Genomic DNA, 17,404 nt, shown 5'->3' on the forward strand with positions numbered 1-17,404 from the left:
TCATAATGACAAAATGGTTAGAAATGATAAGGAAAAATACGAAGCTGCAACTTATATTATTAGTCCTTTATATTGGTATAACGGCTGCAAGTTTATATTTTGCACAAAAGTCAGTAACGGCATTTTTACTATTATTATTGTCTCTTTTATTATTGTATTACACAAATTTGAACGGTAAATGGAAATGGTTGATAGGGTTATTTGTATTAGTCATATTGCTTCCATTCACAGCAAGCGGCGGGCCAGCCTATCAGTCTTATATGGAAGTGGCGACATTAGTTGGGATTTATATAGCAATGGCGCTAGGATTAAATATTGTTGTCGGCTTTGCGGGATTGCTAGATTTAGGATTTGTCGCTTTTTTTGCAATAGGAGCTTACACATACGGTATTTTTGCAACAGCTCAAGCAAATAACTTTATGCCATTTGGTCAATATCCATTGTCAGGAGAAAGCTTTTGGATTTTTATTTTACTAGGCGGTTTTATTGCAGCAGTATTTGGAGTTTTACTTGGTATCCCGGTTTTACGTGTGAAAGGCGATTATTTAGCGATCGTGACACTTGGATTTGGAGAGATTATTCGTATTATTTTTAATAATTTAGATAAACCAATCAATATTACAAACGGTGCAATGGGTTTATCTTCTGTAAAGCCACCTTCTTTATTTGGGTTTACATTTTTGCAATCGAGTCAAGTGTATTATATTGTGCTCGGTATTTTACTACTCGTGATTTTTATTGTAAAACGACTAGAGTTTTCGAAAATAGGCCGTTCTTGGAAGGCAGTTCGTGAAAATGAAATTGCCGCTCAAGCGATGGGAATTCCGCTTGTGAAAACAAAGCTGCTAGCGTTTGCAATTGGTGCGTCATTTTCTGGAATGATGGGTGTTGTCTTTGCAGCAAAACAAACTTTCGTCGATCCAACAAGTTTTACGTTACTAGAGTCGATTACGATTCTTGTTATGGTATTACTTGGTGGTATGGGGAGTGTACCAGGAGTTATTTTAGGCGCAGCAGTTATGACGATTTTAAATTTACAAGTACTTACTGAAGTAACAAACTGGCTAAATCAATTGAACTTAAGTGGAACGATTGCGATCCCAGATGCACTTTCTCCAGCAAAGATGCAGCGCTTCATCTTTGGGGGATTTTAATCTTATTTGCTTTGTATCGCCCGCAAGGACTCATACCTGCAAAAAATCGAAAATTTAATGAAGAGCAGCTGAAAAAAGGTAGGATAGAACAAATCGAATCGCAAACACAAAAAGAGAACGTATTTGGAGCCTAGGGGTGAGAATATGACGATTTTAACAGTTCGAAATATTACAAAACGGTTTGACGGGCTTGTTGCAGTGAAAAGTGTTGATATGAAAGTAAAAAAGGATCGATTACAGCTGTAATTGGACCGAATGGAGCAGGGAAAACGACGTTCTTTAATATGGTAACAGGCGTGTATAAGCCCGATGAAGGGGACATTCTACTTGGTGAAAAAAGATAACTGGTTTGAAGCCGCATGATATTTCAAAGCATGGTATTGCTCGTACGTTTCAAAATATTCGTCTTTTTAACAATATGACGGTACTTGAAAATGTGATGGTAGGACTTCACAATCATTTGAAAAGTAATCTTTTGGGAATTTTGTTGCATTTTCCAGGAGTAAAGAGAGAAGAAGAACAAGCGCAGCAAAAAGCGTATGAGCTTTTAGAATATGTTGGGTTAGCTCATTTGTTAAATGAAGAAGCGCAAAATTTATCGTACGGGGCACAGAGGCGCCTTGAAATTGCTAGGGCGCTCGCGGCAAAACCGCAAGTCTTATTATTGGATGAGCCAGCAGCTGGGATGAATCCAAAGGAAACGAAGGAGTTAACAGCACTTATTTATCGTATGCGTGAAGAGCTGGACGTAACAATTGTATTAATTGAACACGATATGAAACTTGTCATGGAGATATCTGAGCATATCATTGTGCTAGATCATGGTGAAAAAATTGCAGAAGGAAGACCGGAAGATATTCGTAACAATCCAAAAGTTATTGAAGCGTATTTAGGGAAAAGCGCAGTGTTAGAGAAGTAATGCGGGATAAAGTGAAACTTTCATCAGTGGGGGCCTTACTGCCCGTTAATGCGGGACAAAGCCAAAATCGCTTGAAAAAATAAAAAGGAGGGAAGTATTTTGCTAGAGCTTACAAATATTAATGCGTATTATGGTGGCATTCACGCGTTAAAAGGAATTAATATTTCTGTAGGAAAAGGCGAAATTGTAACGCTTATTGGATGCAACGGAGCTGGAAAATCAACGACATTAAAGACGATTAGTGGTCTTGTTATACCGAAGTCAGGAGAAATTTCATTTGAGGGGAAACAAATTACGAAACAATCCCCGCACGTAACAGCTTTATCTGGAATCGCTCATGTACCAGAGGGGAGACGTATTTTTTCACGTCTAACAGTAAAAGAGAACCTAGAGATGGGAGCATTTTCAGTAAAGGATAAAAGAATAGTGAAGGAACGGATGGAGCGTACCTTTCACTATTTTCCAAAGTTAAAAGAACGGCTAGAACAAAAGGGCGGTACGATGAGTGGTGGTGAACAGCAAATGCTTGCAATTGGACGTGCGCTCATGAGCCAGCCTCACATACTTATGTTAGATGAACCTTCAATGGGACTAGCGCCAATTATTGTTGAGCAAATCTTTGAAATTATTTCAGAGCTTAATAAAGAAGGAATGACGATTCTACTTGTTGAACAAAATGCGTATCAAGCGTTGCAAATTGCACATCGTGGATATGTGATTCAGACAGGGGAAATTAAAATGGTAGGAGAAGGAAAATCATTGATGCATAATGAATTTGTGAAAGAAGCGTATTTAGCATAATATGAGGGCTACCCTAAGTAGGGTGGCTCTTTGTCATGTTAATCTATGTTACCGTTATTACTAAAGCGTAATTTATAAAAAAGCAAAATATTATGTAGAAAAAAGATAAGTTGATATAATAAAAGTTCATCATATTCCATACATAATTGGGAGGGGTTTTATGAACAAAATAGGTGTTGGTATTGTAGGTTACGGCTTTTCTAGTACAACCTTCCATATTCCATTGCTACAAACAATTGAAGACTACGAAATTCGTGCGGTTGTTTCTTCACAAGAAGAGAAAGTAAAAGCATCATTTCCACATGTAGAAGTTGTGACAACAATCGATGAGCTTGTTATGCAAGAGAGCATAGATCTTATCATTATTACATCTCCTAATACAACGCACTTTGAATATGTAAAAAAGGCAATTCTTCACGGTAAACATGTTGTTGTTGAAAAGCCTTTTGTTGTTACTGTTGAAGAAGGGGAAGAGTTAATAGCGCTAGCGAAGCAGTATGGTGTTGTGTTAAGTGTATATCATAACCGCCGCTTGGATAACGATTTCAGAACGATTCAAAAACTATTACAAGATGATAAAATTGGTAAAGTTTATACGTATGAAGCTCATTTTGATAGATTTCGTCCGCATGTTCGTGATCGTTGGCGTGAACATAAATTACCAGGATCAGGGATGTTATTTGATTTAGGCTCACATCTTATTGATCAAGCGTTACATTTATTTGGTATGCCGGAAGCAGTTTATGCAGATGTTATCAATCAGCGCCCAGGGTCGCAAATAGATGATTATTTTCATATTATTCTTCATTATGAAGAAATGCGTGTTATTCTTCATAGCAGTAGTCACGTTAAATATGCAGGTCCTCATTTTAGCATTCACGGTAAAAAAGGCTCGATTGTTAAATATGGAATGGATTCCCAAGAGGAGCAATTAAAGACTGGTAAGAAACCTGGTGATGTAGGCTATGGAGAAGATGCTATGCATATGTATGCTATTCTTTCCACAGAGGAACAAGAAATTCGTGTTCCAACAGAAATAGGGTGTTATGAGAACTATTATAAAGGTGTCCGAGATGCGATAATGAAACAAGGAATGCCACCTGTTACTGCTGAGGAAGCCCTAAATGTGATTCGTGTTATTACAGCTTGTTTACAAAGTAGTCAGCAAGGAATGATAGTGAAATGGTAGAGTCAGTGCATGCGCTGACTCTTTTTGTATGTTAGCAAATCATGTCGGAATTTTACGAGAAAACGCTAACGATTTTTATTGTACAACCTTTATGTATAGATTAATATTTTAAATATTAGAAATATTATAAATTTAGGGGGAGTACTGTGAAGAAAAAGATATCGCTTTTGTTATCAGGTGTTTTATTAGCGGGAATGATGGCGGGATGTAATGCGAATTCAGCTTCTACTAAAACTGAAACAAAGGAAAGTAAAGTAATTAAAATTGCTTCTGAATCCCCTCTTTCTGGTGGATCAGCTGCTTTTGGAGAAGCCATTAAGCTTGGAACGCAGCTTGCAGTAGATAAACAAAAAGAAGAGTTTAAAAAACTAGGTTTTGAATTGCAATTTGTTCCGCAAGATGATCAAGGTGACCCGAAAAAGGGGTTGCTAATGCTCAGTCTGTCGCAGCTGATAAAGAAGTATTGGGCGTTGTAGGACATTTAATGTCAGGTGTATCTATTGCCGCTTCTGAAACATATGAGAAAGCAAATCTTGTTATGGTATCGCCATCGAGTACGGCAGTTGAATTAACAGAACGTGGATTAAAGACTGTTGCACGCCTTGTTGCAAGAGATGATTTCCAAGGTCCGGCGGCAGCGAAATATGCTCTTGAAACAGTAAAGGCAAAAAATATTTTTGTAATTCAAGATAAAACAGCTTACGGTACAGGGTTAGCTGATGCATTTAAAAAGAAGCAGAAAAGCTAGGAGCAAAAATTGTCGGTTATGAAGGGATTACAGTTGGTGAGAAAGATTTTAGTGGTGTGTTAAACCAAGTTGTCGCGAAAAAGCCAGATCTTGTTTATTTTGGTGGTATGTATTCAGAAGGCTCCGTTTTAGTAAAACAAGCACGTGAAAAAGGGGTTACAGCACCAATTATGGGTGGTGACGGTATCGACTCTCCAACAATGGCAGAGGTTGCAAAAGATGGATTAAAAGATACGTATTATACAACAGTAGCGACAGCACCAACAGTAACAGAGAAAGGGAAAGCATTTGTGACAGAATATAAAGAGAAGTTCAAAAAAGATGTGGAGGCATACTCTGCATATGGATATGATTCAGCTGGTGTTATTTTACAAGGAATTAAAGATGCCATTAAGAAAAATGACGGTAAGTATCCAACGCGTGAACAAGTACGCGATGCAGTTCGTGCTATAAAAGAATATGATGGCGTTGTTACGAAAGTAGCTTTCGATGATAAAGGTGATAACAAATTTGCTAAAGTTTATATTTATAAGTATGAGGGTGCGAAATATCCAGGAAGACAAGACGGAGAAGTAAGTAAATAATGAAAAAACCCGGCAGAGGCCGGGTTTTTTTAGTTTGGATTAGAAAGTCCATAGAAAAACATTGTGAGGATTTCTTTTGTTTGTTGTTCACGATGTTCACCAACTAAGTGTGCAACGAATTGATCACTCATTTTAGAAAACGTATTGATATATAACAAAATCATATCTTTTGAAAGATTGGGGTTAATTTCTTTTTTCTGTTGTGCTTCTTCTATAAAGTGAAGAAAAAGGGGAAGCGCTTTATCTTTTTGATATGTAAATAGAAAATTACGCAATTCTTCATCTGTTTGCATTGCTTGTTCAATCATTTCAGGATGTAAACGGTTCACACTTTGTAATTTTCGAGTCATAATACGATGTATTTTTTCTTGAAAAGATAAGTCGCTCGTTAACAGTTCTTCATAATAATGAACCTCTTGAATGGTAAACTCTTGAATGAGTTCGCGAAATAAAGCATCTTTACTTCCGAAATGATTATATATTGTAACTTGTGAAACGCTTGCTTGTTTTGCAATATCTTCTATTTTTACATCTTTAAATCCGAATTTAGAAAACAGTTCTAGTGCAGCGGCTTTAATAGCCTGCTTTTTCTTCTCTTTCACCTTTTCAAAACCGTTCATATGAATCACCTCCACTTAAATATACAAGATGATAAGAAAGGAAACAATATTTTTGAAATATAGGCTTTATAAAATTTCAAAAAATGTTGATTCTCTTATAACAGAGGAGTATAATAATTTTGAAATATGGTATATAAAATATTTCAAAAAGAGGTGATCTTATGTTAATTGTTCAAAACGTCACGAAACAATTTTCAAACGGAAAAGGCTTATTCGATGTTTCATTTCAAGTAAAAGAAGGGGAAGTATTTGGTTATTTAGGACCAAACGGAGCAGGAAAATCAACAACAATTCGTAATTTAATGGGATTTATACAACCTACTTCTGGAACAGCGACGATGTTTGGATTGGATTGCTGGAAGGATGCGGCTGATATTCAAAAAAGGGTTGGATATTTACCAGGAGAGATTTCTTTTATAGAAGGAATGAATGGATTGGGATTTTTGCAACTTATGCAAGGAATGCGTGGTATGAAAAGTAATGGCCGACGTGATGAATTAATTGAGCGCTTTCAGTTTGATGTGAAAACACCCATTCGAAAAATGTCTAAAGGAATGAAGCAAAAAGTAGGGATTGTAGCAGCCTTTATGCACGATCCAGAAGTGCTCATTTTAGATGAACCAACTTCAGGTTTAGATCCGCTTATGCAGCAGTTATTTGTTGATCTTATATTAGAAGAAAAACAAAGAGGAAAAACAATTTTTATGTCGTCTCATATTTTTACGGAAATTGAACGGACATGCGATCGTGTAGGGATTATTAAAGACGGAAAGTTACTTACAGTAGAAAATATTCATGACTTGAGAGCAAAACAACGGCAAGTTCTTGATGTGACAGTATCTTCACAAGAACAATTGCAAGCATTAAAGAAAACAGCACTACAAATTGATAGTGTGCAAGGGAATACAGCTTCGATTATTGTACAGGGAAACTATAATGAACTTCTTCAAACTTTAGCACAACATGATGTAATTGGTTTTCAGATGAGAACAATGGATTTAGAAAATATCTTTATGCATTACTATGATGAGGAAGGAGAAAATCGGTTATGAGTAAAGCGTTATTTGTTGCTAGTTTAAAAGCAAATGCCAAAATGATTTTGAACTATGCTATTGGCTCCGTTCTTTATTTATGGCTACTAATTTGGATCTTTCCATCGATCTCATCTGCAAAGGGATTAGATGAAATACTGAAAGCTATGCCTCAAGGGGTATTAAAAGCAGTAGGATTTGAAAAAGGGATTGAACAATTGAATGATTTTTTAGCTGGAGAATATTATGGTTTGATCTTTGTTTTATTATTGATGGTATATAGTATTTTAGCATCGACACAACTAGTTGCCCATCTAGTTGATAGAGGATCAATGGCCTATTTATTATCTACATCTGTTTCGCGTACTAAGGTAATTTTGACACAAGCATCTGTCTTAATCATAGGGTTATTTACGATCGTTATAGCTACTTATCTTGGCGGTTTAGTCGGGGCAGAATGGTTAATTGAAAAAGTATCTCTTGATAAAGTATTATTTTTTAAACTCAATTTTCTCGGTGGGCTTGTATTTCTTGTTATTTGTGCATATTCATTTTTCTTTTCTTGTTTGTTTGATGATGAAAAGAAAGCGTTAAGTGTTTCTACAAGTATAACGGTCATTTTTTATGGATTAGATATGGTAGGGAAATTGAGCGAGAAATTGGAGTGGATGAGAAATCTATCTATATTTAGCTTGTATCGCCCGCAGGAAATTGTTGATGGAACCTATAATATATGGCCGACAAGTATTGGTTTACTTATAGCAGCTATTATTATTTTTATAATTTCTGTTATTGTTTTTAAGAGAAGAGATTTGCCTTTATGAAAACCCCCGCCACTTATCTCCTTCGGATTTTGAAGTGGGGGTTTCTCGTGTATCACCTTCAAGAGATGCTTAACACGAGTGGAGTTGACACAGCTGCCTGATGGCACAACCCCTCTATTCCATCGGCAAACTAGAAAGTTATAGGATAGAAATGATTTCTCTTTTGTCGGTAATGTAAACAAGTTACATTTCATTTCTTTTTGTTCTTTAACAGGTTTTTCTTTCTGCTTTTGCACACGTTTTTGGTATGCATGAAGTTGATTTTCATTCATGATTTCAATATGTGCTTGTAATGTATGGAGGCCTTCTTGTTGAAGAGGATGTAACGATTGATCAGTACGTAAGGCCGTATACACTTGGCGAATATAGAAGTTTGTTGTATTGTAGAGATTTTTGGCGTTTTGACACATTTCCATGAAGTAGGCGTGCAATTTGTGACCTTTCTTGATCCAAATTTGATAGGTTGCATATTCTTTTTCTTTCGTCATGATTTTCACCTCCTTCTTTCTTTTATGATACTACAAAACAGTCGAAAAGAACATACATTCGCCATGCTACGAAAATATCTTTACAAATGCGATGGCAATTCATCTCCACCTTAAACTGGGCTATGCCCCGCGCGTTTTGAAGATGGGGTTTTCTTGCCAATTTTCCGATAAAGATCTAATAAAGTGAAACCCCCACTGATGGAAGCTTCACTTTATTATTAATTTGGTATAAAAAGAAGTAGACGGATTCATCGGTTTTTTCATATATGAAAAACAAAAAATACTGCATCGTCTAGTTCCGCAAAATATCTTTTGGATACGCTGGGCGTGATGAATCCGAGGGAAATTTACTCTCTATTTTATCAAAAATAAAAAAGGCTGCTTAAAACAACCTCACATATGTTGGTGCCATGCTTTTTACTTTCTGTTTTCAATAAATGAAGCAACACACGTATTCTCTCTAATCACTAGTTCCTAACACATCTGTGTTTGGAGGTTCATACCCCATCTGGCGTATCATAGCTGAAATCTGTCCCTTGTGATGGAATTCGTGAGTGATTGCATGCGTTATCAATTTACCAGGTGTAATTGATAACGTTTCTCCTTCTTCTCTCCAAGGGATTTCCCTCTGAATCGGCTCATCCATGTGATGGGCAAGTACTTCAAATACTTCATTTACAAGAGAATCTATATGTTCAAAGCGTACTTTTATTTCGTTCAAACTGAGTTGTTGCAGGTCTTCCTTTGAAGTGAGCGGTTTCTTCGTTTTTAATAAAACAAATGAGCCAAGCCAAGCGTTATAACAGTCTGCTATGTGTACCATTGTATCTCGCACGCTTTGCCAACCGAACCCCATTTGGCGAGTAAAGTCATTTGGTTCTAGTTCTTTACAAAAGTCAAGAAGTACGGATCGAGTCTGTTTGACCCATTCATATTCGTTTGTATGCATTACATACGCTCCTTTATTTGGTGTTTAAAAAACTTATTCCATACTTAATGTCCTAATCCTTCTTCTAACTATCCTGCTTCGTTTGTTCAATAAGAAAAATCAATAATGTTCTTTAACAAAGCCAAAATTTTAATAAAGAAAATGAAAGGATGCAGTAACAGTTAATGGCGATGGATTTTCCACACTGGAAGTTATTTTGTAAAAAGGATTAGCGTTTTTGTTTAGTATCGATCGCTTTATCCCATAAAAGCCCGATTGGTTCAACTAACCATCAGTGGGGGATGAAGAAAACCTCCACTGATGGAAGTTTCACTTTATGTTAGAAGTCCGTAATTATATAGTGTGAGAAATAAAAAGAGTGTTGTTATTGTTACGAAGAGTAAAAATAAAATTGTCAGACAAAACATGAGAAAGTTTTGCTGGAAATACAAGAGAATAAAATGAAAGAATCATAAAGAGGATATGTATAAGAATGCAATATATTGTAAATGATTGTTTTATATGTTTTTTAAAAAAATAGTAATAAATAGTAATAAATAAAAGGGTTTAAGCATCCACATAGTAAGAGGATGCCTTTTTTCTTGAGTTATTTTACAGAATGATTATAAATATTACTGTAATAAAATAATTTTTTTAATTTTTTTAATAATACCACTTTACAAAATCGAAAAAATTAGTAGAATATTAATTAATAGAAATTTTCTGATAACTATATAGAAACATAAAGTTATCAAAAAAGTTTCTCACAAGTAGTATCGTACATAAAATTAGGGAGGGTACAAAATGAAAAAGATTAAAAAAATCTCAGCTGTAGTAGCGCCAGTGTTAGCAATGAGCGTGGCTTTAACAGCATGTTCAGGGTCAGGGGACAAAAAAGCAAGCACAGAGCCAAAAAATGAAGAGAAAAAACAGAAGGTAAGTTAGCATCAAAACAAGTGTTAAACTTACTAGAAACGCAAGAAATTCCGTCTATGGACTCTTCTAAAGCAACAGATGCAGTGTCTTTCCTTGCTTTAAATAACGTAATGGAAGGATTATATCGCCTGGATAAAGACCAAAAACCAACTCCAGGTATGGCGGAATCGTATAAAAAGAGCGATGATGGAAAAACATATACGTTTAAGCTTCGCAAAGATGCGAAATGGTCAAATGGTGATCCTGTAACAGCGAAAGATTTCGTATTTGCATGGCAACGTTTATTAGATCCAAAAACAGCTGCTGAATACGCATTTATTATGTATGATGTGAAAAATGCACAGGCAATCAACGAAGGCAAAGCACCAGTTGATTCTTTAGGTGTAAAAGCTGTTGATGACAATACATTAGAAGTGCAATTAGACAACCCAGTTCCATATTTTATTGAATTAACAACATTCGGTTCTTTCTATCCGTTAAATGAAAAGGTTGTAAAAGAAAAAGGCGATAAATACGGTTTAGAAGCAGAGAACTTAGTATACAACGGTCCATTTGCTATGACAGAGTGGAAACACGAGCAAGGTTGGAAGCTGAAGAAAAATGATCAATATTGGGACAAGAACACAGTTAAGTTAGACGAAATCAACTTTAACGTTGTAAAAGAATTATCTACTCGTGTTAACTTATATGAAAGCGGCCAAGCTGATCGCGTTGCTTTAAGTGCTGAATATGTTGATAAATATAAATCGAAGAAAGATGAATTTGGAAGCTATTTAGAGCCATCTACATTCTTCTTACGATTAAACGAAAAACGCCTGAAACAACAAGACACACCGCTTAAAAATGAGAAACTTCGTCAAGCAATCGCAAAATCATACGATAAGAAAGCGTTGGCGAACGTAATCTTAAATGATGGTTCTAAACCAGCTGACTATCTTGTACCAGCTGACTTCGTAAAAGGTCCAGATGATAAAGATTTCCGTACAATTAATGGAAATGTAAAATCTGTATCATATGATCCGAAAGAAGCGAAAAAACTTTGGGATGAAGCGAAGAAAGAGTTAGGTAAAGACGAAGTAACACTTGAATTATTAAACTACGATACTGATAATGCGAAGAAAATTGGTGAGTACTTAAAAGAGCAATTAGAGAAAAACTTACCAGGCTTAAAAATTAACTTGAAAAACCAACCATTTAAGCAAAAACTAAAACTAGAAACAGATCAAGACTTTGATATCTCTTACGCTGGTTGGGGTCCTGACTATGCAGATCCAATGACATACATCGATATGTTTGAAACAACAAACTCTCATAACCAAATGAGTTACTCAAATAAAGAGTACGATGACATTGTTAAAAAAGGTAAAACAGATTTATTAACACAAGAGAAAACTCGTTGGGAACAACTTGCGAAAGCTGAGAAGATGTTACTTGATGATGCTGCAATTGCACCGCTGTACCAACGTGGAACTTCTTACTTACAACGTCCAACTGTACACAACATTGTTAAGCATAATGTTGGTGGTGATTTCAGCTACAAGTGGACATATATCACTGAAAAAGAAGATAAATAATTATTTAAAAAGAGGATGCGGTAACGTATCCTCTTTCTCTATGTGCACATTTTGAAGTGTGATGAATACACATGCAGTACTACAATAAATGGGAACATTCATTAATTGATATTTTTGTTTATTGTATTAAATCCCATTCATATGGTCTTTACGGGCAGGAATCTTCTATCTGTATCTCTTTTTTCAATATGCCCGTTAAATATGAGATAGAGGAGATGTATATGAAACAATATTCTTATTTAGATTTCCTTGCAGCGTTTGGTATTGGCAGTGCACATCCAGGAGGTTTTACGCTAACAAAGCAATTATTAACACAGCTTTCATTAGACCAGCATACAAAATTATTAGAGATTGGTTGTGGAACGGGCAAGACAGCTTCCTATATTGTAAAACAATATGGCTCAAGTGTAAGTGCAGTTGAAATGAACGAAACGATGATTGAAAAAGCAAAGAAAAGATGGTACAAGGATGGAGTGAATATTGAACTCATTGCAGGAAACGCAGAAGAACTGCCATTTCGTGATGAAGTGTTTCATATTGTATTAGGAGAATCCGTTCTTGCGTTTACAAATAAAAGAAAAGCGATAGATGAATGTTATCGTGTATTACAATATGGCGGGACGCTGCTTGTTATTGAATTGGTAATCGAGCAACACTTACCAATGCATGAGGAAAAAATATATTAACTTTATATGGAATGGAGCAGCTGTTAACAGCGCAAGAATGGATTGTACTCTTTGAACAAGCAAATTTTACAACAGTACGTGTATTTGGAGGCGGAACCATTGCAACAACGATTTCTGCACATGTAGAAGAACCAGAGTGGGATATATCGGATTTTATTTCGCAAGATTTGTATCATGCATGGATTGCGCATGAACATATTTTACATCAATACAAGCATATATTAGGGCACCGAATTTTTATTTGTCAAAAATAAAGTGGAATTTTGATTAATGGTGAACTTCATTCTCCGTAAAAGTCCGATTGGGCGAGCTTTCCATCAGCGGTGGATGAAGAACCCCACTGATGGAGGTTTCACTTTATTAAAAAAGCCAACAATATGTTGGCTTTTCTTTAAATGAAAAATAAAGCAGCTAATGAAATACCGAAAATAAATCCAAGACCAAGTTCAACGGCTCCAAATCCTCCACCAAATCCTCCACCAAATCCTCCACCAAATCCTCCACCAAATCCACATCTACATTCATCAAATCCACATCTATCACATCTACGAGATCTACGAGATCTACCAGATCTACATTCATCAAATCCAAATCCACAATGGTTACATTCACCTAAACCACCGCAGAAATCACAGCCGAAGCTACCACCAAATCCAAACCCGTGGTCAAATCGCTTGCGATGAACGGGTTCAATCCATACTGATTCATCCGTTACATCAACAATTCTTCCAATATGGATATTGCCTTTATAATCTTCAATACGTACGACTCGCCCATAATAACGCCGACATGTCTGAAAATGTTTATGAGAACTCATATAATTTCGCCCCTTTCTCTTTCCAATATTACGATATGATAAAGGGACAAGAGCGGCTTGTACGTTTGTCTATTCCATCATAATTGCAGTGAAAAACGGGAATGATAAGGAAGGACTGTTTTCTAGTAATGAAAAATGTTACTCCCTGTTAGAGTGAGATAAAAAGGAGAGAAAAAATGAATCATTCAGATACATTTCAAACGTATGAAGTGTCATGGAATGCATTAACGGATGCACTTCGAAAAGAGATGACACGTCAAGTAGGAGCTGATATTATTGATACCATTGTCTGTGATTTACAAGATGGATTTGAAGTGTATACATATATACAAGGAGATCTTGCGTTTGAATATAAGGAAGCACTTGAACGAAAATATGGCACAGATAGCAAATTTCCTAACATATTAACAGTATTACTATTGGCGGATATCTACAATGTAAAAGAAAGTAACATTCGTCTTCATGCTGATCACAAAGAAAATCCAGTTGTAGAAGTATACGTAAAACAATGAGAGTGCTTGTAGATTGCACTCTCATTTTTGTTATAATAAAAGATAGAAAATTAAGAAAAAGGTGAAAGTATGAAGCGAGTGCGGTTACGTGAACTAGGAGTCAAAATTGGAAAATATGATGTGGGAAAATGGAATGCCATTACTGATGTAGAAGGTGTCTTAGTGGGTCATGTTACTTTGAAGGAAGAAATGCATATTCGTACTGGTGTCACGGCGATTTTACCGCATGATGGAAATATATTTCGTGAAAAAGTATTCGCTAGTTCTTATGTTATTAATGGCTTTGGAAAAACGATTGGAACGATTCAAATACAAGAACTAGGTGTACTTGAAAGTCCGATTATGCTGTCCAATACATTTGCAGTTGCTCCGGTATTAGAAGGGACATTACGATATATGCTAGAGCAGAATGAAGAAATTGGTGATACAACTGGAACTGTAAATATTGTTGTTGGAGAGTGTAATGATGGACATTTACATGACATTCGAACGCTTTATGTAAGACCCAAGCACGCAATTGAGGCCATTACAAACGCAAAGAATGGCCCAGTGGAAGAAGGGTGTGTGGGAGCTGGTACAGGAATGGCTTGTTTTGGATATAAAGGCGGAATTGGTACAAGTTCACGCATAATAACTTTTACAAAAGATACGTATACGGTGGGTGTTTTAGTTGTTACGAATTTTGGGAGAAAAGAAGATTTATATATTCAAAAAGAGAACGAAGAAACTTTGCCAGATGGCTCTATCATGATTGTTATCGCAACCGATGCGCCGTTAAGTGATAGACAATTACATCGCATAGCAAAGCGAGCAACTTTTGGACTTGCAAAGGCGGGTTCTTACGGAGCGCATGGGAGCGGGGATATTGTTATTGCCTTTTCAACAGCACATCGTATTTCTCATACGCCGACTACAGAATCATTGCAGTATCAATTTTTGCGTGAAGATGGGAAAGAAATTTCTCATTTATTTGCAATGACAATTGAAGCTGTAGAAGAGGCAATTTGGAATGCTTTATGTATGGCAGAAACGATAGAAGGTAGAGGAAATAGAAAATTAGAGGCGATATCTTATGAAAATCTAAAAAATATACTAAGGTTAAAATAATTTAATTATGTAAACTAATATAAATTATAGAGCGGAGCTTTGGTTATTACTATTACATACAAACTCTAAAGTATAAATGTCAGTTTTTCATTACTCTATAGAAACCGATATAATTAAAACCGGATATATATGGCATAGGAAGTTGAAATGTACTTTAATGAGAAGTGGCAAAAATATTGGGTGAGAAAGCAAATTATGATGAAAATTAGAAGAAAATAAAAAACTGCAATGAGCAATTTTTTATTAAATAATAGTTTACATAATAATATTATATTCTCGTTCGTTTTTCGAAATACAAGTCATATCTTGTATTTCTTCTCATAAGTTTAAACATAGGAATTTGTCTACAAAGGTGGCGAAGCTTCAACATGCATATTCGAATCATAGCCACATCTATTTTGTTTTTACTACTTATATGTATTTGTCCTTTTTCTAGTTTAGCGAAAGGAGAAGAAGCGAGGCAGCGTGTTGTTTCACTTGTGTATGATGATTCTGGTAGTATGCGTAATAATGATCGCTGGAAGTATGCAAATTATGCATTGCAAAGTTTGATTGCATTGTTAGATGAAAAAGATACGTTTTCTTATGTACCAATGAGTCATCCATCGCAAGAAATAACCGTTTCTCTAGCGAATAACAAACGGCAAGAGGAAATTGAAAAGATTCAAACATGGAATGAACATGTTAACACACCTTTTCAATCAGTGGAAACAGCTATGCAATCTATTAAGAGGCAAGCTCAGGAAAATGCCAATCGTGAATTTTGGCTTATTATTCTAACAGATGGAGCGTTTAATGAGCTAGAAAAACAAGATGATAGTGGAAAAAAAGGATTTCAGAAACGCTCAGTACTTTTAAAAAAGAAATGGAAGCCAAAAACATTTCTTTACATGCAGTATTAATTACAATGGAAGAAAATTTAGGGGCGCAAGAACAAGCACAAATGAACGTCTTTAAAGATATTTGGAAACACCAGATAAATGGAATCGTATTCCCCACAAGTGGAGAAGATGGTGTTATCCACAGCGTCAACCAAGCCGCTGCTTTAATAGCGAATCGTGATCCATTTTCATCAGTAGAAGAAGCGGTAAAAACAAATATAGTAGGAAACAAGATTGAAGTTAAAACACCATTTCCGTTAAAACGAATTACGCTTGTTGGTCAATCTTCTCAAAACATACCGTATCGTGTCCAAAATATACAAGGATCACTCAATTTACAATCAAGATTTTCGATTCAAGCACCGGCGGGAATGGGATTATATGGTGGAATTACTCATATTATGCCTAAAAACAATGCTGTAATGGAACCAGGAACATATATGGTAGAAATTGATCAAGCAGTGACAAAGGAAAATATGAAAGTACTAGTAGAACCAGCGTTAGATTATACCGTTTCCATATATGAAAAAGGAAAGGACCCGAAAAAAGAAACAGAACAAATCTATGAAAATCAAACAGCAATTATAGAAGCAAAACCAACAAATGTACCGGTAGATGCTTCATATTTTAATGCTCAAATAGAAATAAATGGTCAAATGTATTCGATGCAATGGGATGGGAAACGAAAAGTCTTCTACTATGAAACGAAGATAGGGAGAGACGCTGTGCATGGAAATGTGCACATGAATATAAAAGGGTTTTATCGCCAAACGAAAGAATTTCGCATTCAATCCGTTCCAAAACCAAAACTATCATTAAAAGTTGTTACAACGAATTATAAAGAAAAAGTAACAAATTTAGAGCATAGCGCACCATTTATTATACAACCACTATTAAATGAAGAATCAATGTCAGAGGCAGAAGTAAGGGAATTGTTGAAAACAGTAACTATTACATTTCATAAATCTATCAACTATGAGTTAAAGCAAAATAGAAATCAAATATATGTATATCCTCGTCCTTATTACTCCAACACATTTAATTTTACAGACACCGGCATCATAGAAGCTACCATCACATTACGAGATTCACAATCGCAAAAAGTTAGTAAACAAATTTCGTTGTCTATTATTGACGTTCCTTTTTTAGAGCGTTATGCGACCATTTTTCAGTTCGTTTTACCATTTAGTATAATCTTATTCATTATTACAATTCTTATTGTTGGATGGATAGTTCGCCCGCGTTTTCATAGGAAAGCTCTTATGTATTATGAATGGGACCAATCTATTGCGGAAGATTGGTTATATAAATCTGAACCAGAGCCACTGCGAACGAAATGGTGGAATCATTATTTTGGTATTCCATTTCGAGCGGAGCGGAAAACAGTGCAATCTGTTACGTTTATTGCAAAAAAAGGCTCAAAATCTATATTTGTTACGAAAGATTCTCAAGTACCAGGCATGGTGATTGATGGTATGGTCCTAACAGATGAAGAAGCGGGACGCGAGTATAAAACGTTATATCCGAACGAAATGGTTGTTATTGATCGCGGTTATGGAAAAGAAGTATATAGATATGAATGTGAATAAATAGGAAGGTGGTTCA

Annotated in this window: 10 protein-coding genes and 6 pseudogenes; 12 read left to right on the plus strand and 4 right to left on the minus strand. The window is 35.7% G+C overall.

All coding sequences use genetic code 11. The features are described from left to right. Positions 1–5: 5 nt before the first annotated feature. The 5 genes and pseudogenes from ACEWFJ_RS10980 to ACEWFJ_RS11000 all read left to right on the plus strand — a co-directional run bounded on the left by ACEWFJ_RS10980 (position 6) and on the right by ACEWFJ_RS11000 (position 5,395). Positions 6–1,288: pseudogene (locus ACEWFJ_RS10980) on the plus strand (branched-chain amino acid ABC transporter permease). Between the two features lie 10 nt (positions 1,289–1,298). Next, positions 1,299–2,073 (plus strand): annotated as a pseudogene (locus ACEWFJ_RS10985) (ABC transporter ATP-binding protein). Positions 2,074–2,172: 99 nt separating this feature from the next. Further along, positions 2,173–2,874 (plus strand): ABC transporter ATP-binding protein, encoded by a 702-nt coding sequence (locus ACEWFJ_RS10990; protein ID WP_253629955.1) that lies wholly within the window; start codon positions 2,173–2,175, stop codon positions 2,872–2,874. Positions 2,875–3,034: 160 nt separating this feature from the next. Next, positions 3,035–4,063 (plus strand): oxidoreductase, encoded by a 1,029-nt coding sequence (locus tag ACEWFJ_RS10995; protein WP_473692140.1) that lies wholly within the window; start codon positions 3,035–3,037, stop codon positions 4,061–4,063. A gap of 194 nt (positions 4,064–4,257) precedes the next feature. Then, a pseudogene (locus ACEWFJ_RS11000) lies at positions 4,258–5,395 on the plus strand (branched-chain amino acid ABC transporter substrate-binding protein). A gap of 29 nt (positions 5,396–5,424) precedes the next feature. Here ACEWFJ_RS11000 and ACEWFJ_RS11005 read toward each other — a convergent pair. Next, on the minus strand, positions 5,425–6,015 hold the full coding sequence (locus ACEWFJ_RS11005; protein WP_253629952.1) for a TetR/AcrR family transcriptional regulator: 591 nt from the start codon (positions 6,013–6,015) through the stop codon (positions 5,425–5,427). A gap of 161 nt (positions 6,016–6,176) precedes the next feature. Between ACEWFJ_RS11005 and ACEWFJ_RS11010 the strand changes: the two genes are divergently transcribed. Continuing rightward, entirely contained in the window at positions 6,177–7,067 is an 891-nt protein-coding gene (locus ACEWFJ_RS11010; protein ID WP_473692142.1) for an ABC transporter ATP-binding protein, read from the plus strand. Beyond that, positions 7,064–7,870, plus strand: coding sequence for an ABC transporter permease subunit (locus tag ACEWFJ_RS11015; RefSeq protein ID WP_473692144.1), 807 nt, complete (start codon positions 7,064–7,066; stop codon positions 7,868–7,870). Before ACEWFJ_RS11010 ends, ACEWFJ_RS11015 begins: the two co-directional genes overlap by 4 nt. Here the strand turns inward: ACEWFJ_RS11015 and ACEWFJ_RS11020 are convergent. Together ACEWFJ_RS11020 and ACEWFJ_RS11025 are read right to left on the minus strand one after the other, a co-directional pair. After that, positions 7,771–8,358: a hypothetical protein gene (locus ACEWFJ_RS11020; protein WP_473692146.1), complete on the minus strand. Its 588-nt coding sequence runs from the start codon at positions 8,356–8,358 to the stop codon at positions 7,771–7,773. The genes ACEWFJ_RS11015 and ACEWFJ_RS11020 overlap by 100 nt on opposite strands. A gap of 460 nt (positions 8,359–8,818) precedes the next feature. Then, positions 8,819–9,307, minus strand: coding sequence for a DinB family protein (locus tag ACEWFJ_RS11025; RefSeq protein ID WP_473692148.1), 489 nt, complete (start codon positions 9,305–9,307; stop codon positions 8,819–8,821). Between the two features lie 783 nt (positions 9,308–10,090). Here ACEWFJ_RS11025 and ACEWFJ_RS11030 point away from each other — a divergent pair. Together ACEWFJ_RS11030 and ACEWFJ_RS11035 are read left to right on the plus strand one after the other, a co-directional pair. Beyond that, positions 10,091–11,796 (plus strand): annotated as a pseudogene (locus tag ACEWFJ_RS11030) (peptide ABC transporter substrate-binding protein). 221 nt (positions 11,797–12,017) lie between these two features. After that, positions 12,018–12,736 (plus strand): annotated as a pseudogene (locus ACEWFJ_RS11035) (class I SAM-dependent methyltransferase). Positions 12,737–12,873: 137 nt separating this feature from the next. Here ACEWFJ_RS11035 and ACEWFJ_RS11040 read toward each other — a convergent pair. Then, a complete protein-coding gene (locus ACEWFJ_RS11040) occupies positions 12,874–13,299 on the minus strand; it encodes a hypothetical protein (RefSeq protein WP_473692150.1) in 426 nt (141 codons plus the stop codon). A 176-nt stretch (positions 13,300–13,475) separates the two neighbouring features. Between ACEWFJ_RS11040 and ACEWFJ_RS11045 the strand changes: the two genes are divergently transcribed. The 3 genes and pseudogenes from ACEWFJ_RS11045 (at position 13,476) to ACEWFJ_RS11055 (ending at position 17,388) form a co-directional block, all read left to right on the plus strand. Next, positions 13,476–13,811, plus strand: coding sequence for a hypothetical protein (locus ACEWFJ_RS11045; RefSeq protein WP_336481070.1), 336 nt, complete (start codon positions 13,476–13,478; stop codon positions 13,809–13,811). Positions 13,812–13,880: 69 nt separating this feature from the next. Further along, entirely contained in the window at positions 13,881–14,918 is a 1,038-nt protein-coding gene (locus ACEWFJ_RS11050) for a DmpA family aminopeptidase (RefSeq protein ID WP_473692152.1), read from the plus strand. A 368-nt stretch (positions 14,919–15,286) separates the two neighbouring features. Continuing rightward, positions 15,287–17,388, plus strand: a pseudogene (locus ACEWFJ_RS11055) (vWA domain-containing protein). Positions 17,389–17,404 lie beyond the last annotated feature (16 nt).

The sequence above is a fragment of the Bacillus sp. EA-CB0995 genome (genome assembly GCF_055814245.1).

Coding starts and splice junctions, on each gene's coding strand:
- ACEWFJ_RS11015 (WP_473692144.1), top strand. CDS start 7,064: ATGAGTAAAGCGTTATTTGTTGCTAGTTTAAAAGCAAATGCCAAAATG.
- ACEWFJ_RS11050 (WP_473692152.1), top strand. CDS start 13,881: ATGAAGCGAGTGCGGTTACGTGAACTAGGAGTCAAAATTGGAAAATAT.
- ACEWFJ_RS11010 (WP_473692142.1), top strand. CDS start 6,177: ATGTTAATTGTTCAAAACGTCACGAAACAATTTTCAAACGGAAAAGGC.
- ACEWFJ_RS11005 (WP_253629952.1), bottom strand. CDS start 6,015: ATGAACGGTTTTGAAAAGGTGAAAGAGAAGAAAAAGCAGGCTATTAAA.
- ACEWFJ_RS11040 (WP_473692150.1), bottom strand. CDS start 13,299: ATGAGTTCTCATAAACATTTTCAGACATGTCGGCGTTATTATGGGCGA.
- ACEWFJ_RS11020 (WP_473692146.1), bottom strand. CDS start 8,358: ATGACGAAAGAAAAAGAATATGCAACCTATCAAATTTGGATCAAGAAA.
- ACEWFJ_RS11045 (WP_336481070.1), top strand. CDS start 13,476: ATGAATCATTCAGATACATTTCAAACGTATGAAGTGTCATGGAATGCA.
- ACEWFJ_RS10995 (WP_473692140.1), top strand. CDS start 3,035: ATGAACAAAATAGGTGTTGGTATTGTAGGTTACGGCTTTTCTAGTACA.
- ACEWFJ_RS11025 (WP_473692148.1), bottom strand. CDS start 9,307: ATGCATACAAACGAATATGAATGGGTCAAACAGACTCGATCCGTACTT.